This is a genomic window from Arthrobacter sp. TMN-49, assembly GCF_054511095.1.
This window is the reverse complement of sequence record NZ_JBTNDH010000014.1, coordinates 23,025-47,015: the sequence shown is the minus strand read 5'-3', so window position 1 is coordinate 47,015 and position 23,991 is coordinate 23,025. Positions and strand designations below refer to the sequence as shown.

Below are 23,991 nucleotides of genomic sequence, written 5' to 3'. Positions count from 1 at the left end.
TCAGTCCTTTCGGGACAGTCATTTCGGATACAAAATTCTCATTACGGTGCCCGCGACGGACGGACGCGCAGCCATTGATCTCTTTACAGCGGCCGCGAACCCTCACCCAATGAGGAAAGTTCACTACTCCGACGGCGGCTTAACAGCTAGTAATTAGCAGTCACCACCTCAGAGTGCTAACTCAACAATTAGCACTCGGCACCCCAGAGTGCAAGCGGAGCATGCCCTCTGTGCTTCGGGCGAACGGGAACGGGTGCTTACCCGCGGGCAATCCGGCCCGACAAAAAAGCGACACAATCGCCACCACACACGGGCGGCTCTTCCAGCCTCGGCGGCAACAGACTAGCGTGGAGCCTGTAAGTATTCCGATTCGCGCATCCGCAGGGGTCATCTACCGCCTCCCGGCAGGGCCTAACGCCGCAGCACTAGCACCAGGAGACATCATGAGTGAAAATTCAAAGCCCGAACAACCCGGAACCCCGACTAACGTTCCCGCCGGCTATGACAAGCCCGCCACGCCCACCTATCAGACACCCGAAGCCCCGATCGAGCAGCAGCCCGAGGCCCCTACCTACCCGCAAGCCGCACAGGCGCCAACATACCCGCAGCCCGGCGCACCGACATACCCGCAGCCCGGCGCTCAGCAGGGTTACGATCAGCAGAACGTTCAGGCGGGCTACCCGCAGCCGGGCATGCAGCAGGGCTACGGCCAGCAGCCTGCCTATGGCATGGCTTACGGCACCGAGCAGAAGTCCAAGATTGTTGCCGGCATCTTGGGCATCCTGCTCGGATCCTTGGGTATCCACAACTTCTACTTGGGCAAGACCAAGATTGCCTTGATTCAGCTCCTGGTTTCCGTCTTGAGTCTCGGCTTTTTGGCCCCGTTTATGGGAATTTGGGGCTTGGTCGAAGGCATCCTGATCTTGGTCGGCAATGAAGGCTACCGTACCGACGCCAAGGGCATTCCCCTGAAAGACTAGTCCTTCCCACCCGGAAGGCCTGGGCGCAACAGGCTCCGGCAATAGTATGCGGCGCCACCTGCTGGCGCTGAGCAGATAGTTATGGCGAGCAAACCACTTAGGTTTGCTCGCCATAACTGTTTTTGTTGCTGTCTTGCGTGTCGTTAGTTGAGCAACGAGCCCGGGGAGCTTGTTGGCTAGGCGCCGGGCCCCAGCACCACGGCCAACGGGATGCCCAGCTCGGCGGTATCCACCATGCCGGGAATGTTCAGGGCCTTTGACAAGGATTCGGCGTTGGCTTTTTGCTCAATGCCACTGTAGAAAATGACTGACGTCGCCTGCGGCTGCCCAGCCCAGTTGGCCGACTGCGACACCGTCCAGCCCTCGGCTACGACCAGGCCGGAATACCTGCTGGCCAGACCGGAAACACCTGCAGAGTTGAAAATCGCCACCGGAACACTCTTGTCAACCACGGAGTCAGGCTTTGGGGTCGGCTTTGGGGTGGGCGACGGCGATGGCACGGGCGCTTTGGTGGGCGCCTTGGTGGTGGGGGCCGAAGTGGCCGAAGTGGGCGCCGTGGTTGCCGGCGCGCTGCTGCTCTTGACCACTGCGGGCTGGTTCGGCGTGGTGTTGTTGAGCATCTTGGGCATGATGAAAAACGCCAACAACCCTATGCACAACGCCACCACACCAAAAATCATCAAGGGCATCAGCGAACGCCTCTGGAATTCCATGGACGTGCGGTGAACGCCGTGGCGCGCCGATTTCTCATCGATCGCGTCGAATTCATCCCGCGGGTAATTGCTCATAGTGCAGTGGTGTCCTTGTGGGTATTCGTGGTGGACGGGCGCGTCAATTGCCGAGCCGACGTGCGGATCGGGCCTGTTGGCGTGACAACCGTAGTCTACGCAACCGTTTGACCAGCATCGGGTCATGCGCCAACGCAGCCTCCGTGTCGATCAGCGCGTTGAGCACCTGATAGTAGTGGGTTGCTGAAAGCTCAAACATGTCGCGAATGGCCTGTTCCTTGGCACCGGCGTACTTCCACCACTGCCGTTCCAGGCCCAGCATTTGTTCTTCACGTTCGGTGAGCGCGTGCTCGCCCACGCCGTTCCGGGGCGCTGCGGCGTCTTCGGCGGGGGGCTGCCCGTGCTGGCCTGCTTCGACCACAACAGCCCTCCGTTTCCTTTTCTTGCGTTCTCAAGCATGATCCATGCTCTGCTCTGTCCATAATAGGGGCCAATGACAGCCCTGTCATTTGGAAAACTGTGAAAAACTCCCCCGCCGGGCGCTCCTGTGCACTCAAGAGGCGATTGCCCACCATGGCTCACAATGGAGACTATGGACAGCACACCGAGCCTCTTTGACCTGCCGGCACCGGCACCGTGGGACCAGCAGCAATTGCAGGCCTTGGACACCCTGCAAACGGCACCGCTAAGCCAAATGGCTCCCGATTGGGCCGCCGCACTGGCGCCCCAAGACGCCACGCTGCGCGCGTTGGGGGCCATGTTGGCCAAGGAGTACGACGCCGGAACCCGCTTCCTGCCTCATCCCACTTTGGTTTTGCGCGCCTTGGGCACACCCATGGCCGAGGTCAAGGTCCTGATCGTTGGCCAAGACCCGTACCCCACGCCCGGGCATTCGGTGGGTCTGGCGTTCTCAGTGGATAAGAGAACACGGCCACTGCCGCGCAGCTTGAACAACATCTACAAGGAATTGGCTGCCGATCTGGGGATTCCTGCGGCCTTCCACGGGGACCTGAGCGCCTGGGCCAGCCAGGGCGTCCTCCTGCTCAACCGGGTACTTACCGTGGCCCCGGGGGCGGCAGGCTCGCACCGGCGTCGTGGTTGGGAGGAAGTGACTGAAGCCATCATCACGGCATTGGCGGCCCGGAAGCGGCCACTGGTCAGCGTGTTGTGGGGCAACGACGCCCAGCGCGCGGCGCCCCTGCTGGCCGGCACAGCCGTGATCGAGTCGGCCCACCCCAGCCCCTTGTCAGCATCCAGGGGCTTCTTCGGCTCCAAACCGTTTAGCCGCGTCAATGAGCTGTTGATTGCCCAGGGGGCCAACTCAATCGACTGGGCGCTGCCGGTGACCTAGACTAGTTAGGAGAACCTAACTAGGGAATTTTTAGCCCCACCCCTGCGGGTCTGCGCCCGCAACGAGGAGATTATTGTGACATCAGCGCCCGCCTCAGCCGCCACAGTCGTGGCCCCGGCCGTCAAACCGCGCGCCCAGTTCACCTTGCGGGTGCTCCGGCGCGAACAGCTCAGCCCGCACATGGTGCGGATTGTTGCCGGCGGCCCGGGGCTGGCCGATTTCACGGCCAAGGACGCCACCGACATGTACGTGAAGATTCATTTTCTGGCGCCCGGGGTTGACTACGCCGAACCCGTGGACGTCTTTGCGCTGCGCGAGTCCATGCCGCGGGAACACTGGCCCGTGACACGCACCTACACGCTGCGTTGGGTCGATCTGGCCGCCCAGGAAGTGGCGATCGACTTTGTCATCCACGGCGATTCCGGTGTGGCAGGGCCCTGGGCGAATGCCGCAGTGCCCGGGGACCGGATCATCTTCTCCGGCCCCGGCGGCGCCTACAAGCCCAACGCCGACGCCGACTGGTACCTCTTCGCCGGTGACGAGTCGGCCTTGCCGGCCATTGCCGCAGCGATGGCTTCCCTGCCGGCACATGCGCACGGTCACGCCTACGTTGAGGTGGATACGGCCGCCGACATCCAGCCGGTCACCAAGCCCGACGGCGTTGACCTCACCTGGGTTTTCCGCGAAGGCGCCACCCCCGATCGCTGCACAGCACTGTTGGACGCTGTGGTCGCCGGCCCATGGCCGGCCGGCACTGTTGACGCCTTTGTGCACGGTGAACGCGAATACATGAAGGCACTGCGCGACCTGCTGTTCAAGCAGCGCGGCCTGGAACGCTCACAGGTGTCCCTTTCGGGGTACTGGGCCTACGGCCGCACCGAGGACTACTTCCAGGCCGAGAAGAAGCAGCCCATCGGCAAAATCGTGTAACTGCCGCGCTCAACGATCAGCGGCGACGGTTTCGTCGTCGGTCCTTTTGGCCGTTGCTTCGGGTGAAGGGTCGGGCGGCGTTGTCGCCCAGCACCACGCCCGCGGCAACGGCAAGGATGATCACCAGGGCGTTAAAGATGCCCACCGCCCCTGTCACCGAGTCCTCCGGGGTGAGTGTCATGACGATCATTGCCCGGAAGATGGAAAGACCCACCAGCAAGAAAATGATGGACGGGACGGCAACCACCAGCTGCGGCGCCCCCAACCTCAGGGCAATAACGCGCGCCAGCATGCCAACAATCACGGCGGCCACGGCCGGGGAAAAACGCGCGCCCAGGCCAAACTCGATGCCGTAGTAGTAGACAAGGTAACCGATCACGGCAACAGCCATGGTGGGTAGCAGCAGCTTGACAGTTGTTTGCTCGGCAATGCAGATGGCGATGGTGGCCACTGCCACCAGCCCCAGCGCCCCATACAGGGGTACGGCCCCGGTGAGGGTCTCGGCAACGTTGAGCCTGTCGGCGCCAAATGCGGTGCTGATCACCAGGGCCACGGCAATGCCTGCAACTATGGCGCCAAACGTCAAAAAGGCCGAAAGGAACCGGCCGGAGGCGGTTACGGGGAAGCCGTTGATCGCATCCTGCACGGCCGAGACCAGCCTGCCCGAGGGCAGCATGAGCAAGATCCCGCCTGCCACCACCACTGACGGGCTGAGTGGCACGTGCATCATGAAACACACCACAGCCACCATGGTGACAATGAAGGAGCTGATGGCTGTGACGAAGAAGTCCGGCACACGCCACCTGCCCAAGACCCGGGCAACCTGGCTGGCCAGCAGAATGGTCACAAACGACACCAGCATGCCAAAGCCCGTGCCCCCAATGACCCCAACAACCGCCGCGGCAAACACTGCCTCGGCCATCGAAACCATCCAGCGCGGGAAAGGCTTGGGCTTTTTGATGATGACGTCCAGGCGCCTGTGGGCCTCGTCTCGGGTGACTCCCCCGCTGGCAATCTCAGTGACCAGTGCGTGAACCTCAACCAGGCCCGCGTAGTTATTGGTCCAGGACCGCACCACGCGCAGCAGCGTGATGGGCACGGCATCGCGCGTGGCGTAGTTGATGATGACCGACTGGTTGGTGATGTCGACCTCAATGTTGCGCAAACCAAGTGCCGCCGTAACGGCGATGATGCTGGTTTCCACCTCGAGAGCGCCTGCGCCGTACCTGAACATGGTCTCGGCCAGGCGCAAGGCAAAGTCAATGGTCTTGCGGGCTGACTCCTCCGCCTTGCCCACCTGGATGGTGAAATTGGCGTACGGGGTGCCCGCCAGCCTGTCAACAATGTTCATGGGGGCCGTGGGCGGAGATTCACCCTGCACCAGCTTGCGCAGCACAGTTCGCGCGGCCTTGTTGGGCCGTGCGGGCGACACGACAGGGATCATGCCCGCCGTCGGTGCCGGGCCGCTGCTGCCCCTGGGTGCCTGAACGCTTTTGGAGCTTCTGGCCGGCACTTTTATCGGCAGAACTCTCCTGCCCGGAGCATTTACCGGCGGAGCCTTCTCGGCAGGCGCTTGTACCGGCAGAGCTCTCCTGGCCGGCGCATTGACCGGCGGAATTTTCTCGGCCGGCGCCCGTACCGGCGGAATTCTCTCGGCCGGCGCCCGGACCGGCAGAACTTTCGCGGTCGGAGCTTTTACCGGCGGAGCTTTCTCGGCCGGCGCATTCTCAGGCTGAGCCCTGTCAGCCTTGTCCTGGTCCCGGCTGTTGGGATTGGTGGTCATGCTTACTCCCTATGGCCGTGGCCCTCCCAGCGGCAGGTTCCGCCCCCGCTGTGAGGTCATAAAGACGATTTAGTAGAACTGTTTTCCGGTGCGGCGGGTGTAGAGCTGCCTGAACACTCTTTCACCGGCCACTGACCATAATTTATATCGCAACGGGCTGAGTACCAGGTCATAGCAACCTACGAAATCGGTGACAGTCTTGGAAAAGCTGGTCTTGAACAAACCCAGGCCGTGGTGCGGGTGGGTGGGGTCCTTGAGCCTGTCCGACGGCGGTGTGCCGCAGAAATCGTACTGCACGGCACCCAATTTCTTCATGTCATTGATGGCCACCCACTGGACCAGATGCGAGTCACCGTACTGGGTGCGTTTTTGCAGCGAGCCACCATCCTTGTAGGTGGCCTTGGTGCCGTAGTTGATCACGAAAGCCCCCACCGAGGCAACGCCGTCTTCAAACACGAAGTAGAAACGGCCCTGGCCGCGCTGACAGAATTCGCTCCAGAACTGCTTGTAGTAGTCAAAGTCACGGGCCTGGCTGTTGGATTTGGCCGTGATGGTGCCCACCATGAGCTCGTACATGGTGCGCATGGTCGCTTCGGTGGGTTCCATGGGCACCACCTGGACCTCTTCACGGATGGCCCGGCGGACAGCGTTTCGGCCGCGTGAATGCAGCTTGCGCAGCAGTTCATTGGGTTCCGGGGAGATATCCAACAAGGCTGTGCTGTCATTGGGTTGCAGATTCGCGACCTTCACCAGACCCGCGCCGCTGAGAACTGCGTGAGCCTGTTCCGAGGCAATCACGTCGGGCTCGATTTTGGCGGCGAAGACGTTCAGCTTGGCGCGTTTCACAAACGCTCGCAAGGCATCCAGCATGGGCGGGATCGCGGAAACGTCAGGCACATCGGGTCCCTTGATGAGGTACCAGAGCTTGCCCAGAAGGGGGAACGACTTTTGCAGCACCAGGTTGTAGCTGGTGTAGCCGGGCCCTTCAAAGGCTATGAATTGGGTGTCCCAGCCGTAGTTCTTCTTGACAGCGGCAAACGCTTGCGACTGCAGTAAATTACCACCGTTGGGGTTCGCTGTGACCAGCGAATCCCACTGTGCAATCTCGGCGGCGGTGGCAAAGCGGGCGGTGAATTCTGGCAAGTGTCCCTCAATTACGTTGGCAGGTGTTTGCTGTATTTAGTCTAGCGGGGAAGAATCTCACAACCCATTCACAGCACCCACAGCTGCGCGCCCCGCACCCAGTGGTTAGCGATGTCTGCGCAGCGGCGGTGCTTACTTGCGCCGCGCGGAAGCCTCCGCCGACGCCGCGCCGGAAGGAACGGCGTCGTGCTTCACATCGGCCTCAAAATCGGCCATCGTCCCGGCGCTGATGTCCACCACAATCTCGCGGTCAGCCTTGGTTTCCAAAGGGACTTCCTTCACAAAGCACAGCACAAATGCCGCGAGCACGGCCAGCGGCACCATCCACAGGAAAACCGGGATCAGGGCCTCGTTGTAGGACTCAATCACCAGCACCTTGATCTGCGGCGGCAGGCTGTTGACCAGGTGCGGAGTGAACGAGTTGGCCCCGCCACCGCCGGTACCGACCGGGAGTTTCTCCGCAACCAGTTCGTGGAGCCGGGTGGCGAAAACTGAACCAACCACGGCCGAGCCCAGGGTGGCACCGACCTGGCGGAAGTAGTTCTGCCCGGCAGTTGCCGTGCCCACAAGCTTCAGCGGGAACGAGTTTTGCGCCACAAGCGTCAGGATCTGCATGCTGGCACCCAGGCCAATACCCATGATGCCCAGGTAGATGCAGATTACATAGATGGGGGTGCCCACGGTGATGGTGGCCATCAACGCCAGCGCAACGGCCAGGATGAGCGAGCCAACAATGGGCGAGATCTTGTACCGGCCTGAGTTGGAGACGCGGCGCCCAACAACCACTGAGACAACCAGGAGGCAGGCCATCATGGGGATCATCAGCAGCCCGGCTTCGGTGGCCGAGTAACCGGTGGCCATTTGCAGGTAGGTGGGCATGTAGCCGATGGCCCCGAACATGGCGACACCTGTGAGCAACCCGGCGATGGTGGTCAGGTTGAAGTTGCGGTTCTTGAACAAGCTCATGGGCATCACGGGCTCGGAAACGCGTAGTTCCACGATGACAAAGAGCACGCCCGTGACAACTGCCGCGATGGCCAGGCCGATGATTTCCGGGGAATTCCAGTCGTACTGCGAGCCACCCCAGGTGCCCACCAGCACAATTGCCGTGGTGGTCAGGGCAATGAGCATCATGCCCGGGTAATCAATCTTGGGGCGGCTTGCGTGGACCTTGCGCGGCACATGAAGCAGGAAGACCGTGGCAAGAATGGCCAACACGGCCAGCGGAACGTTCATCCAGAACGTCCAGCGCCAGCCGGGTCCCTCTGTGAGCCCGCCACCGATGAGCGGTCCGGCCACGGAGGAGAACGCGAAGACGCCGCCCATGATGCCCATGTATTTGCCGCGTTCGCGGGCCGGGACAACGTCGGCAATGGTGGCCTGGGAGAGGATCATCAAGCCACCCCCACCCAGACCTTGGACCACGCGGGCCACAATCAAGGTGGTCATGTCCGGAGCCAGCGCACCAATCACCGAGCCCACCATGAAGATGGAAATCGCGAACAGCAGCATGGGCTTGCGGCCCAACAGGTCGCCCAGCTTGCCGTAGACGGGCATCATGATGGTGGAGGCCAGAATGAAGGCCGTAATGATCCATGCCATATGTTCGACGCCGGAGAGCTCACCAACAATGGTGGGCAAAGCGCTGGAGAGCACTGTCTGGTTCAGGGAGGCCAGCAACATGGTGACCATCAGGCCGGCAAAGAGCAACACTATCCTGCGCTGCGCATGTGGATCACCGGGCTCGGCGGCTGCTGGAGCGGCGGCGTGAGCGGCTGCCTGGGTGGTGGAAAGTGGTTTCTTGGAACTCATAGGGTTGCCTTGATGGTCTCTCTGAAGGTTTCAATGGCCTCACCAATGGCCGGGCTTTGTGCGTTGGTGGTGGCGCCGGGGTCCTTGGAGAAGGCGAACCTGATTACGGTTCCGGCCATCATCAACAAGGCCAGTGCCGAGTCACGCCCGGGCGGCAGTCCGGACCACGAATTCTCCGGCAGGCCGTCCTGGTACCTCTCCAACAAGGCAGCTTCCACCAGTTCCTCCGAGACCCGCATGTGGGCAAAAATGCGTTTCCCCAGCTCCGGGTACTCGGCCTTGAGCTGTTTGCGGCGCTCACTCAGCGAGGCTTCGGGGAACATGGAGCGAATCACCGTGGCCATCAGGTGCACCGTTCGGCCAAACAAATCCTGATCCCCACCCTCACGGAAGGCCGCAATGGTCTCCTCGGACAGCGTGGGGGCCTGGATGCCAAGAATGGCGTCTTCCTTGGAGGCGAAATAGTTGAAGAACGTGCGCTTGGAAACACCCGCAGCATCGGCGATGGCTTCCACGGTGGTCTTGGTCAGACCGTCTTGGCAGGCCATGAGCGATGCCTTGTCATGGATCAACGCCCACGTCTCAAGACGATTGCGCTCACGCAACGGCACAGTGTTTTTTTCCATACTCTAAGAATATGCACCTGCGCATATATTGCACAAGTGCAAAGTTTACATCTGTGCATGTTTTGACTCACAGTGGCGAGGCTTAGCCCGCGTTCCGCCTCCGCCTTAACCTGTTCCACAACCTCACAGCCCTGGAAATGGTCGGCATGACGATGATCGTGGTCACGCATGAGATGGGTTTTGCCCGCAGGGTGGCCGATCGGGTCGTGTTTGTTGACGACAATGCCAGCCCGTGTGTCAGGGACTTCCGCAACAAGGTGCTCTAGGCTCTGGCCTATCCTGACCCGGTTCGACGGCGTGCCAGCCTGGCACGCCGTCGGCGGGCGGCCCGCTAAACCGGGCGCACCCACGTGAAACGCGGTGTTTCCTTGGCCAGAAACGCTGCGATCCCAATTTCGGCGTCGGCACTGCGCACCATTTCCTGTTGCCAGCGTTCATACAGTCCGGACACTTCAGCTGCGCTGGCGCCGAGAACGTTGACCAACTCCTTGTGTGCCTGGTGGGAGAACTGCGAGCGCGCAGCAAGATGGTGCGCAAAATCGCTGATCTCATCCCAAAACGCCGTCCCCGCGAGAACCTTGGTCACCAGCCCTAGGCGCAGCGCCTCCGGTGCCGAAACAAAATCGCCACTCAGCAATAAGTACTTGGCGGTTGCCGGACCGGCCAAATCCACCAGCCGCTGAATCCCCGACAAGGGGTACACGATGCCGATTTTGGCTGGCGTGACACCAAAAACGGCCTCCGTGCTGGCCAGCCGCAGATCGCACGCACCGGCAATTTGCCAGCCACCACCCACACAGTAGCCATCGATGGCGGCGATGGTCGGCTTGGGGAATGCCGCGAGCGCGTCCTCGGCAGCCGTGATGTCCAGGCCGCCGTGATGGCCGGTGGCCGGATCGTGCAGGATGGCCTTGAGCGAAGCAATGTCAGCGCCTGCCGAGAAGTGCTCCCCCGCCCCGCGCACCACCAGCACCTTCACGCCGTCGTCCGCAGCCAAGTCCTGCAGCAGGGCCATGAATTGTTGCCACATGGCGTGGGTGACGGCGTTGCGCATGGCGGGGTTGTCGATGATCAGCACGGCCACCTCGCCGTGGCGTTCCACGCGCAACTCAGCCATGGGCGGTCACCGGCGGCGCGGTGGCCACCACCCCGGCTGCCACCAGGCCGGCGATCTGTTCGGCGCTGAGCCCCAGCCCGTTCAGAATGGCCACCGTGTCCTCGCCTAGGGCGGGGGGCGCCTTGCGTACGGCGGGCGCTTGCCCGTTGACTGACACCGGGCCACGCAACAACGGCAGCTCGGAGCCGTCGCTGCGGGTCACTGTCTGCACCATGTTCAGGTACTGGACTTGCGGGTCGGCAAAAGCTTGGGCGTAGTTGTAGATGGGCCCGGCCGGGATGCCGGCGGCCCGCAGCTCGCGCAGCCAATCGGCGGCATTTTGGCGCGCCAGCAGGCCGTCGATAAGTTCCTTGAGTTCGTCCCGGTGGGCAGTCCGCAGGCGGCTGGAGGCGTAGTCCGGGTGCCCGGCCAGCTCCGGCTGCCCCAGCAACTCACACAGCTGAACCCACTGTTTCTCGCTACCCACGGCAATGATGAGGGGAATGTCCGCACTCTTGAACACCCCATACGGGGAAAGGACCGGGTGGTTGTTGCCGCGCGGCACAGGCACCTCGCCGGTGCTCAGATACTGCTGGCCCTGAAACGCGGAGAGCGAAAGTCCCGTTTCCAACAACGACGCCGACACTGAGCTCCCAGCCCCACCCTCCTTGCGCCCGGCCAGGGCTGCGGCAATGCCAAACGCCGTGTAGATCCCGGTGACAAGATCCACTATGGGCACGCCCACCCGGTACATGTGGTCAACGTCCAGGCCAGTCACCGACATCAGCCCGGACATGCCCTGCGCCACCTGATCCAGGCCGGCCGCCTGGCTCAGGGGCCCGCTGGGCCCAAACCCTGTTACCGAGGCAATGATCAGCTTCGGGCTTGCTTCCCGCAACAGCTCCGGAGCCAGGCCTGTGGCCGCCAGCACGCCGGGACGGAAGTTTTCAATGAGCACATCACTGGCCAACGCCAAATCCCACAACAAGGATTTGCCGGCGTCGGAGTAAAAGTCCACGGCGACTGATTGTTTGTTCCGGTTGGCGGAGTCAAAGTACAGCGAATGCGCGCCGTCAAAGGGCGCCCAGGCGCGGGACGAATCGCCGCCCTGGACGCTTTCGACCTTGATGACCTCGGCCCCCATGTCGCTGAGCAGTGCTGCGCAGTAGGGCCCGGCGAGCGCACGGGAAATGTCCATGATCTTCACCCCGGCCAGCGGCAGTGTGGCAGCGGCTGCGCTACTGTCCGGCGTCGGGGCTCCCACGGTTGCGGTTTCCTCAGCCACGGGCACCGCCCCCGCGCAACTTCACGTTGATTTGTTTAGTCTGGGTGAATCCTTCGAGCATGCCTTCGAGGGAGACTTCCCTGCCCGTGCCGCTTTGTTTGTACCCGCCGTACGACTGCCCCACCATTTGCCCGCCACCCTGATTGACTTGCACCCAGCCGGCATCAATCCTGTGCGCCGTGTTCAGGGCGTCGTCAAGGTTGTGGCTCCACACGTAGGCGGCCAGGCCGTAGTGGGTGTCGTTGGCCATGCGCACCACGTCGTCCACATCACGCCAGGGAATCGCCACCAGCACCGGGCCGAAGATCTCCTCCCGCGCAATGTGGAACTCATTCTTTCCACCGGTAAACAAGGTGGGCACGTGGTAGTAGCCATCCATCAGCGGACCGGACTGCGGCGCCTCCCCGCCCAGAACGGCCTGCATGCCCGCAGTGGACCTGCCCTCCGCCAGGAATTCGCTGATGTGGGCGTGTTGTTTGGCGTTGATGATGGCACCCATGTCGGTGGCCTCGTCCAGCGGGTCGCCAACCGTCAACGCATCCAGCTTGGCAGCCAGCCCCGACACCACCTCCTCAAAAATGTCTTCATGCAGGTACAGCCTGGAACCGGCCGTGCAGCTTTGCCCTTGGCGGGTGAAGCGGGAGGCCAGGAGCAGGCCGTCCATAAGTTCGACGTCGGACTGCCCGCCGCCGTCGAGAGCGTCCGGGAACACGATGGAGGGGTTTTTGCCGCCCAGTTCCAGCGACATGTGTGCCAGCCGGCCACCGGCCTGCGCCCCCACCTGGCGCCCCACCTCTGTTGAGCCGGTGAAGGAGACCTTGTCCACGCCGGGGTGGGTGGCCAGTGCCTCCCCCACCACGGAGCCGCGGCCGGTGAGCGCGTTGAGCACACCTGCGGGCAAGTGCTTGTTGCACACCTCGGCCAGCAGCAAGATGGTCAGCGGAGCGTCGTCGGCGGCTTTGAGGATCACCGTGTTGCCCGCGGCGAGCGCGGCAGGCACCTTGAACGCGGCAATCAGGAGCGGGGAATTCCACGGCAGGATGGCGGCCACCACGCCCAGGGGTTCCAGTCGAGTGTATTGCAGCTGGTCGTCCCCGGCGGGCAGGGTGGTGCCCTTGACCTCGCCGGCGATGCCGGCAAAGTAGCGGAACATGGCCACCATGCTGGTGGATTCGGGCCGCGCCTGGGTGCGCAGGGCGTTGCCGGTATCCAGTGCCGTCAGCCGGGAAAACTCCTCGGCCCGCCGTTCAAGTTCATCGGCGATGGCCCACAGCGCCTTGGCCCGTGCGGTGAAATGCTGCGCACGCCAGGCGGGAAACGCGGCACGGGCTGCCGTCACCGCGCGGTTGGCATCGTCCACCGTGCCGGCCGGGACACGGGCAATGACAGTTTCGCGGCGAGCCGGGTTGTGAACATCACGCCATGCCCCGCTGCCGGAGGGAACGGGCGCGCCGTCAATCCACATGGGGTGATCCAGTACGGTCCACACGGTGCTCGAACTGATGGGTATGTCAGTTGTCATGTCTAAAGCCCCTTTGCTTTATCAATGTTGGCGGCTATTGGTGTGTGCCGCCCATGACCACTGTCACACTTGGGCATCGCTGGTGCAAGCAACGCGCCCTATCCCAGCGTTTTGCTTGTCCCCGCGCCCTGGCTAAAGCTGTCAGCCAAACAGCCCCTTCAGCCAGGCTACCCACGCCGCCGCTTCGGCGCCGGCGTCGGCACCGGCGTCGGCACCCTCGGCAAAGAGGTGAATGGTCATGCCCACCACTGAGCCGAAGGCGTTGCGGCCAAAGAACCTGTACATGGCGTCCTGCGTGCGCAGTCCCACGAAGTTCTCGGCAAGGTAGTCCACCTCGGCGTCAACCTGCCCAACACCATCGATGGCGACGCTGACGCTGTGCCCGGCTTCGACATCGAAAATCCCCAATGCGTTCTTGACCCGCCGGAAGGCATCAGCTGCACCCGAACCCTCCGGGCCCTGGACCTCCGCGAAACTGGCCTGCCGGCCCGGGAAGTACTTCACCACCTGGGCCAAGGTGTGCTGGTAGAAGGCCGTGTGCTGTTGGGCGGCTTCGTACTGGTTTTCTTCGTCCTCAAAGATGACACCGCTGTGCACGTAACGCAGCCATGATTTCCCGTCCGGACGCCCGGAGATCTCAAACTCTAGGGTGTTGTAAAAACCGTTCTCGCCGTCCATGTGGTTCGCGTAGCGATGCGGCGGATCCCACGCCGTAACGCTGCTGCCAAAGGGGCCCGCGCCGCCAAGCTTCAACTCGATGTCCACCGGCCACAACCAACCCGCACTGCCCACTGTGGCTGCGGCAAACACCTGCTCGGGTGAGCCATCAATCTGTTGCTCATGGACGATCTTGAATTCCTTGGTCATCTGCTGCTCCTCATCATGACTCTCCGGCGTTGGGCGGTTTGCGCGCCGCTTCACCTAACAGCAATTATGCTCCCGTGGTGTGACATTGTCGCTCGGAGTACGGCGGCGGTTGGGGTACAGCGGCGGTTGGGGTACAGCGGCGGTTGTCCAGACCGGTGATCGCCACGGTCTTGCCGTGGCGGCGGTATTTGGAGGCCACGGCGTCGAGCGTTGCAACAGAGGAGGCGTCCCACAGGTGCGACGCGCTGAGGCTATTTGCACATTCCTTGCTGAGCGACGCCAGCGATACCGTAACTTCCGCACTCCCCTTTCGCTGGCGGCGTTTACCGGGTGTCTTGTGGCCGCGCATTGAACGCACTGCTGATCCCCCACCGGCCCTCTCTACCGAGAGGAGTTGGTGGCACGGTTTGGAAAGTATTTGGTGGTTGAACGGTCCTCGCGCCCGACCACGGTGGTGAATTATTTGAACCAGGTACGGCCTTTCCCGCGCTGGTGGGCCGAGAAGACCGGGAATGTCTGGCGAACAGTCTCGAGCTCTGAGGCCATGGATTTTTTGGTGTTTCGAGGTGCTGAGGAATCAGCGGGCTCGATCCGGGTCGCAGCGAAGGCACTCCGGGTATTTCTCCGGTGGCTGTTATTGGACGGTGTGATTAGTAGGCCTGCCGCCGAGGGCATCGGACCGGTAGCTTATTTACCGTACGCGGGTCTTCCTAAATTCTTGACGACCGGCCAAGTCGCAGGGTGCTCTCCAACGAGGACCTCGACGCACTGCGGATGCTCGGCAATGTGTCAATGGATACGGAGTCACATTTCGCGTTGCTGCACATCGGCCAACCCACCCTGCACAGACGGTTGAAGCTGGCGGCCCTGGACCAGCGCGTTGGGACCCGGTTCACCATCGGAAGGGTCGCACCTAGAAGAAATCACCAACTACATCAAGGGACATCTCGGATTCGCCGGCCGATGAGACCCGATCTTCGCCGGGGACGCAACACAGGTCATCCACCAAGCATCCCGCGGCTACTCGCGCACCGTGAACAACCTCGCCCTCGCCGCACTCATGGCCACCTGCCTGGCCAAAAGTGCGATCGTGGACCAAACCGCAACACAATCAGCGGTGACCGAATTCGGCGAATAACCCGCCCGGCACCGCTGACGATCACGCCACCACCTTGACAACCAACACCCCGCCAGGAACATCCCGGCGGGGCGTTTCCATACCCGGCTCGTCGACAAACCAGGTGGCGGATTCATCGTCAAATAATGCGACGGTCAACAACAGCAGGCGAATCAAAGTCCCGCTGAGTACACGGCTAGCAACCGTCCTGCCTGGTGCTAGAGCTCTGTGTTGTCGGTATTGGTCGTCCGTCTGACTACGCCACCGTCTTCCTGACCGACCACCGTGCGGCGACTGGACATCGAACGCCGTCTGCGGAACGTGAAAATCAGACCCAGTACGAAGACGACGATGCCCGCGCCCATGAGGATGTTCCCGACGAGCAGCAAATCGATCCAGTCCACTTGAACTGTGAGTGCAAATCTAAGAATTGCACCAACAACAAACAGCAGAACTCCAGCACCAATACTCATGACCCTTTCCTTTCCTCGGCAGCCGCCTCATTGCGGACTGAATGACTCAGACTGGTTATGCGTTGTCCGGCCCTTGGCTGTGCCGGCCGCGCCCACCCGCGTTTGGTTCGTCGTCGGGAGTGGAGTTTGAGCCGTCACTTACGCCCTCCATGGGCGTTCCTTCCTGGTCCGATGCCCGCCCCGCGGAAGTAGCACGGGATGTCCCGGCGCCCCCATCCTCTGGCGTGCCTGTATTTCCTGACACATCGACGTCCGGATCAATGACCGCTGCTTCATGGAGCTGCTCCTTCGAACGGGAATCATTTTCGGCGGCGGCCGAGTGCTGTCGTTCCGCCTCGATCCTCAACCGGTCGGCAGCCACCGCAGCTTGTTCCGCGTCAGCCGCTGTCCGTGCCGCCGCTGCCTGATTCTCCCGGGCTGTCAGGCCAGATTCGGTTGCGTCCTCGCGCAATCTGGTCGCCTGTTGGCGGGCCTTTTCCTTCAGTTCCTCAGACTGACGTATTCGCCGCTCCCGACTAAGTCTCAACAGAATAACTACAACCAGCAACACCACGATGATGGCAATGACAATCCAAATCCAAATCCACGCCGTTGCGTCCATGGCGAATCATCTCCGTCCTATACTGCCGCGGTAGCGTCGCCACCTGCCCCTAGACTATGCAGAGCAAATCACGTGCACCCTCATGGCATCATCATGCACCTTCAGACCGGTTTTGCCCACCCCCAGGAGCAAAATCCACAGTTCCGGGCCAACGCCGTCGCGTTCACTGGTCAACGTCAATACGCCTGTGACAGTCTTGACGACATGACCCTGTTTCATCAGAGAAGGCCGGGCCGCACCGCCATTTCAGGCGCTTCATTCGCTTACCTAGGACGAACAGTGACCTGCAACCCCTTTGCGTGATGTACTGCTAGTAGGCCGGTGTTTCTTCCTAGGAAACGGCCGGGCCGCAAGCCACATGCCACCTGCAAACGACGCAGAAGATTGGTTCTGATCAGCAGGCGCGTGTAGCCATTCAGTTTCTCCGAGATCTTGAAAGGAACACACACCAATGACCGACCTATCAGCTATCGCCATCGTCTGTAGTCTCACCCCGTCTCCGGAACCTTCAAGTAGTGAACTCTTGGCACGCCATGTTTTGGACGAACTGGAAAAACACGGCGTCACCACAGCTTCGCTGCGCGTCGTCGACCACGAGATAATACCCGGGGTAAAGATCGACATGGGGGACGGCGATGAATGGCCCGCCATCCGGGCAAGAATCCTCGCCGCTGACATCATTGTCCTTGCCACCCCCATCTGGATGGGGCATGCCTGCAGTCTCGCTCAGCAGGTTCTGGAAAGGCTCGACGCAGACTTGTCCGAGACTGATGATCAGGGCCGACCCATCATGTTCGGCAAGGTAGCCACCGTCGCCGTTGTAGGAAATGAGGACGGCGCCCACAAAGTTATTGCCGACATGATGCAGGGGATGAACGACGTCGGTTTCACCTTTCCAGCTCAGGGGGCGACGTATTGGGTGGGTGAAGCCATGCATACGGTGGACTACAAGGACCTCGACACTATTCCCGAGGTAGTGGCCTCTGCCACGGCGGTACTTTCCCGCAATGCCGCTCACCTAGCACGCGTCCTTCGAAACGAAAACTACCCACCCGCGTAGACCAACATTGTGTAACGGCACAAAGACTCGCGTCCACCCCACAGCAGCTTCGGAGCGATTTCACCGAACCACTCTGTCAGCTTCAGGGCACTGCTCAACGCCGATTCTGGTGGCCCGGATAGCTGTAAAGTCGACAACTAATCCTCGGCCGAGAAAGCCTGACTTGTCCTTGTCAGTGAAGGAACAATGCAAGTAAGGTTGCGAGATGTCCGGGGCTTGCTCTGCCAGATCGACGGCGCAGCGTGACGGCAAAGAAGTCATGGCTGTCCTGTAGTGCGTGAAAGTCGGCTGTTTGGGAGGGGTACTCGGTCCCTATACCTTGATCAACACTCCCGGCTTAGGTGCTCAACAGAACTGGCTCATCCATCTGATGAAGGAGCCGCCCGAACCCAGCAGCACCACGGACACAGCCGACGGCGATTTTGGCACGGACGCCGCCGTCCCCCAGGCTGGGGCGTCGCTTACTGGCGGGGGCCGGGCCATCCCGGCGGCATGGGATGGCAACTGTGAGCAATTGCCCGCCCCGATGCAGTGTGGGTCACGCCAAAGCTCGTAGCTGAAGTCCGGTACACCGAGATCACGAAGGACGGCCGACTCCGCCATGCAAGGCGACGTGAAGCAACCCAATAGTCATAGGCAGATCATCCATAACAACCTTCAACATGAATACCTCTGAGACTGCGCAGGAGGACTGCACCCTGGGAAATTCTTATCTTTGGCTACATCCGGTGGGCACGTCGGCCGTTACACGGGGTTCCTTACGTGCCAGTCGGTGGAGGTCCCTGACGGCGCAGCGAGGAGGGGAGGCTGCCAGCTTCCCCTCCTCGCTGCGCCTTGGCGTGGGCCTCACTCGGCGCGCGTGGTTGACGCCCCACCCTCAGTGTCGTCCGTGTGGAGGTCAGCTGCGTCCTCCTTCAAATGGGCCTTGATGTCCGCCACCTTGTCCTTCGCGGTGCCCTTGGCGTGTTCGATCTTGCCTTCCACGACCATGGAGTTGTCATCGGTGGCCTTGCCAACGCTTTCTTTGATCTTCCCTGTGACCTTGTCCTTAGCTGCATCAAACTTGTCGCCGATACCCATTGCATTCCTCCTGGTGTGATTGCTTGTTCTTCTTCACCGGGAGCAGTCCACTGACTGCTCCCAGACGATGTGTCATTCCTTGGCAGGGCCCGTGTCTTCGACGTAAGTCTTTCCCTCGTCATTAGTAAAAACTACGAGATCGGGGTCGGGTTGGTTCTCTAGAGCTTCCATTGCGCGGCGGGTGGGTGGCTCGTCAATGGCTGACCGCTCCGCATCGCCGAACACGGCACCGAGTCCCTTGGAATCATCAGTTGCTTCACCGCGGGGAATGGCTTCGCCATGGCCCCGCGAATTATCCGCCTCCTCCACGGTGCCCTGGCCCATGTCGGCGAAAGTGTGCACGCCGGCGTGCCGCCAGCTGACCTTGACATTCGCGGAGCCGTCTTCCGGAGTTTCGACGGATGTCTCGATTTCGTTCTCGGAGGCGCCCATCTCGCGCAGTTTCTGTTGATAGGAGGCCAGCAATTCGGCAAGTGTCTCCTGAGTCCATTCCCCTGGACGCATTCGTGTGGATATCTCCACCGGTTCATTGGTGCTGTCGTTCATGTCATCCTCCTGATTGACCGCAAATGGCGGCTGCGTACGGGTGGTGGTTGGATCAGCTCGTCCTTGCGCTTGCGTGAATATCCACTGAGCACAATTTCCTTGGCCTTTTCCTTAAGTTCCGGAACAGTCCAGTCCTCATAGTCTTTGGACGTGCCACCTTTCCGTCCCACAGCGGAACGGCCCCTTTTCGCGGCTGCGTTGGAAATCCTGGCCGCCTTTTGCTCAGACGCACCGTCGTCCCGAAGCGCCTGATACTCCTCTGGAGCCTTCAAGCCGGGATTTTGTTTCGTAGGCATGTTCCCGTCCTTCCATGTTGAGCAGCGACAAATCTGGCGGCTAAATGCTTCCCGGGGGAAGATAGGGCGGCGCACTAACGGAAGGCTCCGGCGCTGTGCCTGGATCCTCTTGGGACGTGGCATCCGCGCGGGAGATTGCATCGGACGCCACCATGATCTTCTCTATGGCAGCCTTTTCCTGCATCAGGTTTTGATTCAGCAGTTCAGCGATCCCGGCAGCACCCCTGGCCTTGGCTTGAAAGATGAGGGCTTCATAGACGGCCATCTCATAGTGTTCAGTCTCCAACGCCCCTGCAAGCACGACGGCGTCCACGAGCGAGTTGTCAGTCTTGGCCATGAGGGCTTTAGATTCTTTGGCCAATCCCTTGGTAGCGGGAGATGGCCCCTGATGAGCTTCAGCCCCCAACAGGGCAAAGCACTGCTGCAGGTTTTCAATTTGCTGGCGTGTTTCATGCGCGTGCTCGTGAAACAGTTCCCTGAGATCGCTGCGCATGGCGCCCTTTTCCATGTCCCCAAGCATTTCCAAGGAATCGTATTCCATGGTCAGAGCCGAACCCAGTTTGTAATGGAAGATTTCATCAACAGTAGTGAAGTGTTCAAACATGGTTTGTCCTCCGCATTCGCGTTGGTAAACGTAGTAAAACATTCGGTCGCTTCGATGAAGCCCCTTGACATCTCCAACACCAGCACTCAAAGTGCAACTCGCGGCGATGCCTGCTTCATCCACCACTTCGACTGTAGCGAGGACCCGCGAAAATATCCATGCCCCGTGAAGTGTCCGACGTGCCCAAAGCTGTAGACGAGCATTGGACGGCTCGCTAGCATGGAAATCGTCCACTCATCAACACGATGGTGGTCAGCACACCGAGTTCTTTCCATATCTGGCCGCGAATATGAGACATCGACGAGAGGCAACAGAGATGAATGAGCACCAGCCCACCGAGCCGCAACCCTTGGCTCAGGAACCGTTCCCGGGCAATCCCCATCCCGATTCCCCGACGGATCCCACCGAACCCTCTGACCCTCACCAGCCGGATGATCCAAAGGAACCTGTTCCCCCGGTTCCCGAACCTACCTCACCCACACATCCTGACCCGTTCTTCCCTGCAGCACCGCCGGTGATCTAACCCGTCCGGGACCCTTTGCTACCTCCGGGCGACGCCGCCCGGCAGATAGTGGAGCGGCAGCCGTCATTCCTGCGGCCGCGCCAAGCTTGGTGCTGAGCGGCGTCCGAGCGGGGTCGAATATTCTATACTTCGCCGGGGTACTGCTCCAGGCGGAGCGTGGCCTTCCGTCCCAAGCGTTGGGTCACCACGTGGATGACGGCACCTGACGCGGCGGTGATCAGTGCAAACACTAGGACACCCGGCAAGGAATTTTGTAGGTCCCCCGCATCTTTCGGCGGTTCATTCCCGGTGCTCTTTCTCCATCCTGCCCCTAGTGCCTTGCGCGCTGCCGCGCCGGCGGCCAAGCTTGCGACGATACCCAAAAGTTTAATCAGGACTTTCATTGCATTGTCTCCAGATTCTCGTGGAAAATGAATTGCTTCTCCTCACACTGTTCCCAACTCCGTGGGGTTTCGCAAGTAACGGCTTGTAGTTACAGTGAGAGAGACAGGCCCAACACCTGGTCTTTCGCACTGACAGTTCCGCAGGTCAGGACCAGACACGCTGTCCTGTGGCGTCGTCCATCGTGGAATGGCCCTCTGGAAATACGTCCATCGCAGTAGCTACTAAGGGAGAGCGCCATGAACAGCAACGACTCCGCCAACACAGAACGCAGCCAGGAACCGGTCGAAGCCGGCTACGGTTCTCCAACCCCTGAAGATGAAATGCCAGAGGGAGCGGCCACAAATCCGGGCTCCCCTGATCCCACGCTGCGCGGTCAGGAAAGCGATGAGCAATCGCTCGACGACGACGCAAGCTTGGGCGCACCGGATCGAAACTTTTTTGAAAACGAAGACTCCGGCAGCGACGGTGAACCAGGAGCAGGGAGGCTCGGTGGCACGGACGACCAGCTCCGCGAGGAGCTTTCCCGTTCAGATGCGGATGCGGGTGCAGTGAGTGTGAACCCGGATGACGCGGCAGGCGGTGCATAGTTCAACCCACGGCCGGTTCTGCTAACGCACCCCAGACCTCGATGGTCGTTTGCACCCGACGACCGGGAACCCGTATTCACGATCTTCTTCAGGCTCCATGTGGGGCACCTAGACCGTTCCGGCAATAGCACGTGGTCGCAACCACGAGTGCCAGTCACTGACAGCCCGCACAACTAAAGTGCCCACGGACGCGGGGAAACTAGTGGTTTCACGTCTGATGGCCGGCAGCGGAGTCATCGGAAATAGGGTTTAGGATGAAACGCTGGTTGAGTTTTCTCGGATTGGCGGAGCAAGAAGGCACGCGGAAGGCGCCGTTTTTAGGAACCTTCGGCTCGATACCGATAGCTCTCGCACCGGTGGAAGCCATCGCAGAAGCTCCTGAGTTAGCTCCCCGTCTCAGCCCTTCAGCCGCGATCCCGGATTGTGGAAGCTGATTGCCGCGAGGAGCTCGGCGGGATGCAGTGCTTGGGCGATTGGGTGTCAGGGACCGCGAATGACGCAACCGGACCGTTCGCGTCCGCCGGGGTCGCTGCTGAAGGCTTGCAAGACCGGTTAGCACCATGGCGCTTATCGGGGCCATGGATGCGTCTGAGGCAACACACGGTCCAGGACAGGAGAACGAATTCTCATGCGACATCATTTCTGGCGGGCGTCGCGCAAGGTGCGCGGAAGCGACGAAAAAATGTTGGAAATGACGCTGCTATTCCCGTTTCCCGGACTTTACGCATGGCGCACCCCAACTGCTAGCATATCGAACAGCAAGCAGTGAGACTTTCCGTGACCGAAATGAAGAGTTTTCGTTGGGTAATTCGATAATTCTGGCTCGAACGCCGGTTACCCGCTCCGGGTTCTTGGCACCCTCGGCTTTCCCGGGCGCAATTGAATGTCCACAGCAAAGCAAGCGAACTGACACACTAAAACGTATGACAGCCAAGGACAGCACGTACAGCCCCGGCCTGGTTCCGGAACTACTGGTGAATTCCCTCGAAGACAGCCTGAACTTCTGGTGCCGTTTGTGCGGCTTCGAGACGTTGTTCGATCGCCCTGAGGAAGGGTTCGCCTACATCACGCGCGGCAACGTGCACGTCATGATCGAGCAAGCCGGCGTCGGCCGAAACTGGACTCCTGCAGCATTGGACCGGCCACTGGGCCGAGGCGTCAATTTCCAGATTTCCGTTGATTCAATTGACCCGCTGATTACTGCGCTTCAAGTCGCTGACTGGCCGCTTTTCATGGAGCCGGAAACAAAATGGTACAGAACCGGGATAGTCGAGGCAGGAGTGGCCCAGTTTCTTGTTCAGGACCCGGACGGGTATTTGCTTCGCTTCCAATCCTCGCTGGGCCGGAGAGTTGCAGATCCTATAAATCCGGGATCAAACAATCATCCGTCAACGGTTCCGAAAGCGGGGCAATTGCACTCATGACAGCCATGGAGAGTCGCCAAACTACCCCTCGCTAACTTCCTCGGCGTCTGGTAGTTGCCGATGTCCCACGGCGCAAAGATGTCTCCGGCGATGCCGGCTTCCTCCTCAAATTTCCGCACGGCCGCCTCGGCGCGGACTGTACAGGGTGGAGGTGGTGTCTGGTGGAGCCGCCACAGGGGTGCACAGTGGCGGCGGAAGCGGGGCAGGGGAAAAAGTCTGGCATCCTTGAGGGACTATGGAAATGGTGCCTGTTACCTCGAACTTAGACCCGGTAGTCCTTGAATGGGGGCAACTATTTGTTGGCTCCGGTTTTGAGCTGTCCCCGGCGGGCCTGCCCGCGCGCCGCCACTACCTCTGGAAGGTTCCCCCTGGCCTTGCCTTCACCACCAACAGGATCTTGGCGGCCCATGGGCACCTCCTGCGCAGCGTGAGCTCACGCTGGCTGGGTCCGGATGCCGGTCAGGGACGTCACCTACTAGGAACGCCAAAGGTTTGCATGCTCGGCTGGGACAAGAAGACACCGGCGGTTGCGCCGTGAGGGCTGTAAACGGGGCCGTGTACTCCACACCTACCCGCTTGCTGGCTGTCATCGCATGGGCGTTTTGCCTCTTCTTCGCCGTAAACTTGATACTCACAGGAACCGGGACATCCATTTGGCACTTCCTGCCATGGCTGCTGATCGTTGCTTGGGGCCTATTCCTGTTTTTGTGGCGCCCGCGGCTGGAGATTGGCCCCGAAGGGCTCACCGTGGTGAACATCCTGCGCGAGCACACCATCCCTTTCGCAGCACTCACGGCCTTCCGGGTGGCCCAAAACGTCAGCTTTGACACGACGGCGGGGCGGATCGCCAGCTGGGGCGCGCCAGGGGCCGGTAAGTTGGGCCCGCGCATTGGGTCGGCTCCCCGCAAAAGTTCAGAAAGTCCCGGCGGAAGGACCAGCATTACCATCCCTGTAGCCCAGGAACAGATACAAAGCACGTGGGATGTGTGGGAGCGGACTCAGGAAGATCAGGTCAGGGAAGGTCTCTCTGTTAGTCCCCCCGTGCCCCCGCGTGAGGTGACAAGCCGGTGGAACCGCAGGGCCGTCGTCGTCAGTGTGGTGCTTTCGATAGTGGCTGTGGCAAGCGCCTTGAGCTGAGAGCTGCATCTGTGGTTCACGCACAAGGCTCTGGCC

At 61.1% G+C, this 23,991-nt stretch carries 30 protein-coding genes and 1 pseudogene; 13 read left to right on the top strand and 18 right to left on the bottom strand.

Features of this window, described 5'->3' with window-relative positions:
- Positions 1-443: 443 nt before the first annotated feature.
- A complete protein-coding gene (locus tag ACX80E_RS08345; RefSeq protein ID WP_459301462.1) occupies positions 444-980 on the top strand; it encodes a TM2 domain-containing protein in 537 nt (178 codons plus the stop codon).
- Between the two features lie 176 nt (positions 981-1,156).
- On the opposite strand, the gene ACX80E_RS08340 is transcribed toward ACX80E_RS08345, so the two are convergent.
- Complete coding sequence (locus tag ACX80E_RS08340) at positions 1,157-1,432, bottom strand: LytR C-terminal domain-containing protein (RefSeq protein ID WP_459301461.1); 276 nt, start codon at positions 1,430-1,432, stop codon at positions 1,157-1,159.
- On the opposite strand from ACX80E_RS08340, the gene ACX80E_RS08335 reads away from it, so the two are divergent.
- On the top strand, positions 1,422-1,706 hold the full coding sequence (locus ACX80E_RS08335; RefSeq protein ID WP_459301460.1) for a hypothetical protein: 285 nt from the start codon (positions 1,422-1,424) through the stop codon (positions 1,704-1,706). The two genes, ACX80E_RS08340 and ACX80E_RS08335, sit on opposite strands and share 11 nt — an antisense overlap.
- 105 nt (positions 1,707-1,811) lie before the next feature.
- Here the strand turns inward: ACX80E_RS08335 and ACX80E_RS08330 are convergent, their stop codons facing one another.
- Complete coding sequence (locus ACX80E_RS08330) at positions 1,812-2,066, bottom strand: DUF3263 domain-containing protein (protein WP_459301511.1); 255 nt, start codon at positions 2,064-2,066, stop codon at positions 1,812-1,814.
- Between the two features lie 234 nt (positions 2,067-2,300).
- On the opposite strand from ACX80E_RS08330, the gene ACX80E_RS08325 reads away from it, so the two are divergent.
- Entirely contained in the window at positions 2,301-3,059 is a 759-nt protein-coding gene (locus ACX80E_RS08325; RefSeq protein ID WP_459301459.1) for a uracil-DNA glycosylase, read from the top strand.
- A gap of 75 nt (positions 3,060-3,134) precedes the next feature.
- On the top strand, positions 3,135-3,989 hold the full coding sequence (locus tag ACX80E_RS08320; protein ID WP_459301458.1) for a siderophore-interacting protein: 855 nt from the start codon (positions 3,135-3,137) through the stop codon (positions 3,987-3,989).
- Positions 3,990-4,005: 16 nt separating this feature from the next.
- Here the strand turns inward: ACX80E_RS08320 and ACX80E_RS08315 are convergent, their stop codons facing one another.
- The 4 genes from ACX80E_RS08315 to ACX80E_RS08300 all read right to left on the bottom strand — a co-directional run bounded on the left by ACX80E_RS08315 (position 4,006) and on the right by ACX80E_RS08300 (position 9,353).
- Positions 4,006-5,433: a threonine/serine exporter family protein gene (locus ACX80E_RS08315; RefSeq protein WP_459301510.1), complete on the bottom strand. Its 1,428-nt coding sequence runs from the start codon at positions 5,431-5,433 to the stop codon at positions 4,006-4,008.
- 408 nt (positions 5,434-5,841) lie between these two features.
- Positions 5,842-6,915: a lipid II:glycine glycyltransferase FemX gene (locus tag ACX80E_RS08310; protein ID WP_459301457.1), complete on the bottom strand. Its 1,074-nt coding sequence runs from the start codon at positions 6,913-6,915 to the stop codon at positions 5,842-5,844.
- A gap of 132 nt (positions 6,916-7,047) precedes the next feature.
- A complete protein-coding gene (locus tag ACX80E_RS08305; protein ID WP_459301456.1) occupies positions 7,048-8,727 on the bottom strand; it encodes an MDR family MFS transporter in 1,680 nt (559 codons plus the stop codon).
- Positions 8,724-9,353, bottom strand: a complete 630-nt coding sequence (locus ACX80E_RS08300; RefSeq protein ID WP_459301455.1) for a TetR/AcrR family transcriptional regulator — start codon at positions 9,351-9,353, stop codon at positions 8,724-8,726. The genes ACX80E_RS08305 and ACX80E_RS08300 overlap by 4 nt, the downstream gene beginning before the upstream one ends.
- A 131-nt stretch (positions 9,354-9,484) precedes the next feature.
- Between ACX80E_RS08300 and ACX80E_RS08295 the strand changes: the two are divergent.
- A pseudogene (locus ACX80E_RS08295) lies at positions 9,485-9,619 on the top strand (amino acid ABC transporter ATP-binding protein); the annotation flags it as partial.
- Between the two features lie 65 nt (positions 9,620-9,684).
- Here the strand turns inward: ACX80E_RS08295 and ACX80E_RS08290 are convergent.
- The 4 genes from ACX80E_RS08290 to ACX80E_RS08275 all read right to left on the bottom strand — a co-directional run bounded on the left by ACX80E_RS08290 (position 9,685) and on the right by ACX80E_RS08275 (position 14,123).
- Complete coding sequence (locus tag ACX80E_RS08290) at positions 9,685-10,470, bottom strand: enoyl-CoA hydratase/isomerase family protein (RefSeq protein ID WP_459301454.1); 786 nt, start codon at positions 10,468-10,470, stop codon at positions 9,685-9,687.
- A complete protein-coding gene (locus tag ACX80E_RS08285) occupies positions 10,463-11,734 on the bottom strand; it encodes a CaiB/BaiF CoA transferase family protein (RefSeq protein ID WP_459301453.1) in 1,272 nt (423 codons plus the stop codon). Before ACX80E_RS08285 ends, ACX80E_RS08290 begins: the two co-directional genes overlap by 8 nt.
- Positions 11,727-13,256, bottom strand: a complete 1,530-nt coding sequence (locus ACX80E_RS08280) for an aldehyde dehydrogenase family protein (RefSeq protein WP_459301452.1) — start codon at positions 13,254-13,256, stop codon at positions 11,727-11,729. Before ACX80E_RS08280 ends, ACX80E_RS08285 begins: the two co-directional genes overlap by 8 nt.
- A 141-nt stretch (positions 13,257-13,397) precedes the next feature.
- Entirely contained in the window at positions 13,398-14,123 is a 726-nt protein-coding gene (locus tag ACX80E_RS08275; protein ID WP_459301451.1) for an SRPBCC family protein, read from the bottom strand.
- Positions 14,124-14,520: 397 nt separating this feature from the next.
- Here ACX80E_RS08275 and ACX80E_RS08270 point away from each other — a divergent pair, with 397 nt between their 5' ends.
- Positions 14,521-14,979, top strand: a complete 459-nt coding sequence (locus tag ACX80E_RS08270; RefSeq protein WP_459301450.1) for a site-specific integrase — start codon at positions 14,521-14,523, stop codon at positions 14,977-14,979.
- A 479-nt stretch (positions 14,980-15,458) separates the two neighbouring features.
- On the opposite strand, the gene ACX80E_RS08265 is transcribed toward ACX80E_RS08270, so the two are convergent.
- From ACX80E_RS08265 to ACX80E_RS08255, 3 genes are read right to left on the bottom strand one after another with little or no spacing between them, the layout of a single operon-like run.
- Positions 15,459-15,713 carry a DUF6458 family protein gene (locus ACX80E_RS08265; RefSeq protein ID WP_459301449.1) on the bottom strand — a complete coding sequence of 85 codons (255 nt, stop codon included), beginning with the start codon at positions 15,711-15,713 and terminating at the stop codon, positions 15,459-15,461.
- Positions 15,714-15,768: 55 nt separating this feature from the next.
- A complete protein-coding gene (locus ACX80E_RS08260; protein WP_459301448.1) occupies positions 15,769-16,314 on the bottom strand; it encodes a hypothetical protein in 546 nt (181 codons plus the stop codon).
- Positions 16,315-16,368: 54 nt separating this feature from the next.
- Positions 16,369-16,533, bottom strand: a complete 165-nt coding sequence (locus tag ACX80E_RS08255; protein WP_459301447.1) for a hypothetical protein — start codon at positions 16,531-16,533, stop codon at positions 16,369-16,371.
- 232 nt (positions 16,534-16,765) lie between these two features.
- Here ACX80E_RS08255 and ACX80E_RS08250 point away from each other — a divergent pair, with 232 nt between their 5' ends.
- The gene (locus ACX80E_RS08250; protein ID WP_459301446.1) at positions 16,766-17,374 is read left to right on the top strand and encodes a flavodoxin family protein; all 609 of its coding nucleotides are present in this window, start codon (positions 16,766-16,768) and stop codon (positions 17,372-17,374) included.
- A 531-nt stretch (positions 17,375-17,905) separates the two neighbouring features.
- Positions 17,906-18,004, top strand: a complete 99-nt coding sequence (locus ACX80E_RS08245) for an ATP dependent DNA ligase (RefSeq protein WP_459301445.1) — start codon at positions 17,906-17,908, stop codon at positions 18,002-18,004.
- 216 nt (positions 18,005-18,220) lie between these two features.
- Here the strand turns inward: ACX80E_RS08245 and ACX80E_RS08240 are convergent, their stop codons facing one another.
- From ACX80E_RS08240 to ACX80E_RS08225, 4 genes are all read right to left on the bottom strand, one after another.
- A complete protein-coding gene (locus ACX80E_RS08240) occupies positions 18,221-18,454 on the bottom strand; it encodes a CsbD family protein (protein ID WP_459301444.1) in 234 nt (77 codons plus the stop codon).
- Between the two features lie 72 nt (positions 18,455-18,526).
- Complete coding sequence (locus tag ACX80E_RS08235; protein ID WP_459301443.1) at positions 18,527-19,000, bottom strand: hypothetical protein; 474 nt, start codon at positions 18,998-19,000, stop codon at positions 18,527-18,529.
- A complete protein-coding gene (locus ACX80E_RS08230) occupies positions 18,997-19,296 on the bottom strand; it encodes a DUF7218 family protein (protein ID WP_459301442.1) in 300 nt (99 codons plus the stop codon). Before ACX80E_RS08230 ends, ACX80E_RS08235 begins: the two co-directional genes overlap by 4 nt.
- Positions 19,297-19,336: 40 nt before the next feature.
- Positions 19,337-20,023 (bottom strand): YciE/YciF ferroxidase family protein, encoded by a 687-nt coding sequence (locus tag ACX80E_RS08225; RefSeq protein WP_459301441.1) that lies wholly within the window; start codon positions 20,021-20,023, stop codon positions 19,337-19,339.
- 193 nt (positions 20,024-20,216) lie between these two features.
- Between ACX80E_RS08225 and ACX80E_RS08220 the strand changes: the two genes are divergently transcribed.
- Positions 20,217-20,423 carry a hypothetical protein gene (locus ACX80E_RS08220; protein WP_459301440.1) on the top strand — a complete coding sequence of 69 codons (207 nt, stop codon included), beginning with the start codon at positions 20,217-20,219 and terminating at the stop codon, positions 20,421-20,423.
- Between the two features lie 122 nt (positions 20,424-20,545).
- Here ACX80E_RS08220 and ACX80E_RS08215 read toward each other — a convergent pair whose 3' ends face one another.
- Complete coding sequence (locus tag ACX80E_RS08215; RefSeq protein WP_459301439.1) at positions 20,546-20,806, bottom strand: DUF4235 domain-containing protein; 261 nt, start codon at positions 20,804-20,806, stop codon at positions 20,546-20,548.
- Between the two features lie 237 nt (positions 20,807-21,043).
- On the opposite strand from ACX80E_RS08215, the gene ACX80E_RS08210 reads away from it, so the two are divergent.
- From ACX80E_RS08210 to ACX80E_RS08195, 4 genes are all read left to right on the top strand, one after another.
- Positions 21,044-21,394, top strand: coding sequence for a hypothetical protein (locus ACX80E_RS08210; protein WP_459301438.1), 351 nt, complete (start codon positions 21,044-21,046; stop codon positions 21,392-21,394).
- Between the two features lie 923 nt (positions 21,395-22,317).
- A complete protein-coding gene (locus ACX80E_RS08205) occupies positions 22,318-22,818 on the top strand; it encodes a bleomycin resistance protein (RefSeq protein ID WP_459301437.1) in 501 nt (166 codons plus the stop codon).
- A gap of 241 nt (positions 22,819-23,059) precedes the next feature.
- On the top strand, positions 23,060-23,356 hold the full coding sequence (locus tag ACX80E_RS08200; RefSeq protein WP_459301436.1) for a hypothetical protein: 297 nt from the start codon (positions 23,060-23,062) through the stop codon (positions 23,354-23,356).
- 17 nt (positions 23,357-23,373) lie between these two features.
- A complete protein-coding gene (locus tag ACX80E_RS08195; protein ID WP_459301435.1) occupies positions 23,374-23,955 on the top strand; it encodes a PH domain-containing protein in 582 nt (193 codons plus the stop codon).
- Positions 23,956-23,991 lie beyond the last annotated feature (36 nt).

What these genes read in the sequence shown, in the direction of transcription:
- ACX80E_RS08345 (WP_459301462.1), top strand. Translation starts at nt 444, where the DNA reads ATGAGTGAAAATTCAAAGCCCGAACAACCCGGAACCCCGACTAACGTT.
- ACX80E_RS08250 (WP_459301446.1), top strand. Translation starts at nt 16,766, where the DNA reads ATGACCGACCTATCAGCTATCGCCATCGTCTGTAGTCTCACCCCGTCT.
- ACX80E_RS08255 (WP_459301447.1), bottom strand. Translation starts at nt 16,533, where the DNA reads ATGAAACAGGGTCATGTCGTCAAGACTGTCACAGGCGTATTGACGTTG.
- ACX80E_RS08290 (WP_459301454.1), bottom strand. Translation starts at nt 10,470, where the DNA reads ATGGCTGAGTTGCGCGTGGAACGCCACGGCGAGGTGGCCGTGCTGATC.
- ACX80E_RS08220 (WP_459301440.1), top strand. Translation starts at nt 20,217, where the DNA reads ATGAATGAGCACCAGCCCACCGAGCCGCAACCCTTGGCTCAGGAACCG.
- ACX80E_RS08235 (WP_459301443.1), bottom strand. Translation starts at nt 19,000, where the DNA reads ATGAACGACAGCACCAATGAACCGGTGGAGATATCCACACGAATGCGT.
- ACX80E_RS08205 (WP_459301437.1), top strand. Translation starts at nt 22,318, where the DNA reads ATGACAGCCAAGGACAGCACGTACAGCCCCGGCCTGGTTCCGGAACTA.
- ACX80E_RS08210 (WP_459301438.1), top strand. Translation starts at nt 21,044, where the DNA reads ATGAACAGCAACGACTCCGCCAACACAGAACGCAGCCAGGAACCGGTC.
- ACX80E_RS08275 (WP_459301451.1), bottom strand. Translation starts at nt 14,123, where the DNA reads ATGACCAAGGAATTCAAGATCGTCCATGAGCAACAGATTGATGGCTCA.
- ACX80E_RS08240 (WP_459301444.1), bottom strand. Translation starts at nt 18,454, where the DNA reads ATGGGTATCGGCGACAAGTTTGATGCAGCTAAGGACAAGGTCACAGGG.
- ACX80E_RS08265 (WP_459301449.1), bottom strand. Translation starts at nt 15,713, where the DNA reads ATGAGTATTGGTGCTGGAGTTCTGCTGTTTGTTGTTGGTGCAATTCTT.
- ACX80E_RS08215 (WP_459301439.1), bottom strand. Translation starts at nt 20,806, where the DNA reads ATGAAAGTCCTGATTAAACTTTTGGGTATCGTCGCAAGCTTGGCCGCC.
- ACX80E_RS08280 (WP_459301452.1), bottom strand. Translation starts at nt 13,256, where the DNA reads ATGACAACTGACATACCCATCAGTTCGAGCACCGTGTGGACCGTACTG.
- ACX80E_RS08260 (WP_459301448.1), bottom strand. Translation starts at nt 16,314, where the DNA reads ATGGACGCAACGGCGTGGATTTGGATTTGGATTGTCATTGCCATCATC.
- ACX80E_RS08230 (WP_459301442.1), bottom strand. Translation starts at nt 19,296, where the DNA reads ATGCCTACGAAACAAAATCCCGGCTTGAAGGCTCCAGAGGAGTATCAG.
- ACX80E_RS08300 (WP_459301455.1), bottom strand. Translation starts at nt 9,353, where the DNA reads ATGGAAAAAAACACTGTGCCGTTGCGTGAGCGCAATCGTCTTGAGACG.
- ACX80E_RS08200 (WP_459301436.1), top strand. Translation starts at nt 23,060, where the DNA reads ATGGTGCCTGTTACCTCGAACTTAGACCCGGTAGTCCTTGAATGGGGG.
- ACX80E_RS08325 (WP_459301459.1), top strand. Translation starts at nt 2,301, where the DNA reads ATGGACAGCACACCGAGCCTCTTTGACCTGCCGGCACCGGCACCGTGG.
- ACX80E_RS08305 (WP_459301456.1), bottom strand. Translation starts at nt 8,727, where the DNA reads ATGAGTTCCAAGAAACCACTTTCCACCACCCAGGCAGCCGCTCACGCC.
- ACX80E_RS08315 (WP_459301510.1), bottom strand. Translation starts at nt 5,433, where the DNA reads ATGATCCCTGTCGTGTCGCCCGCACGGCCCAACAAGGCCGCGCGAACT.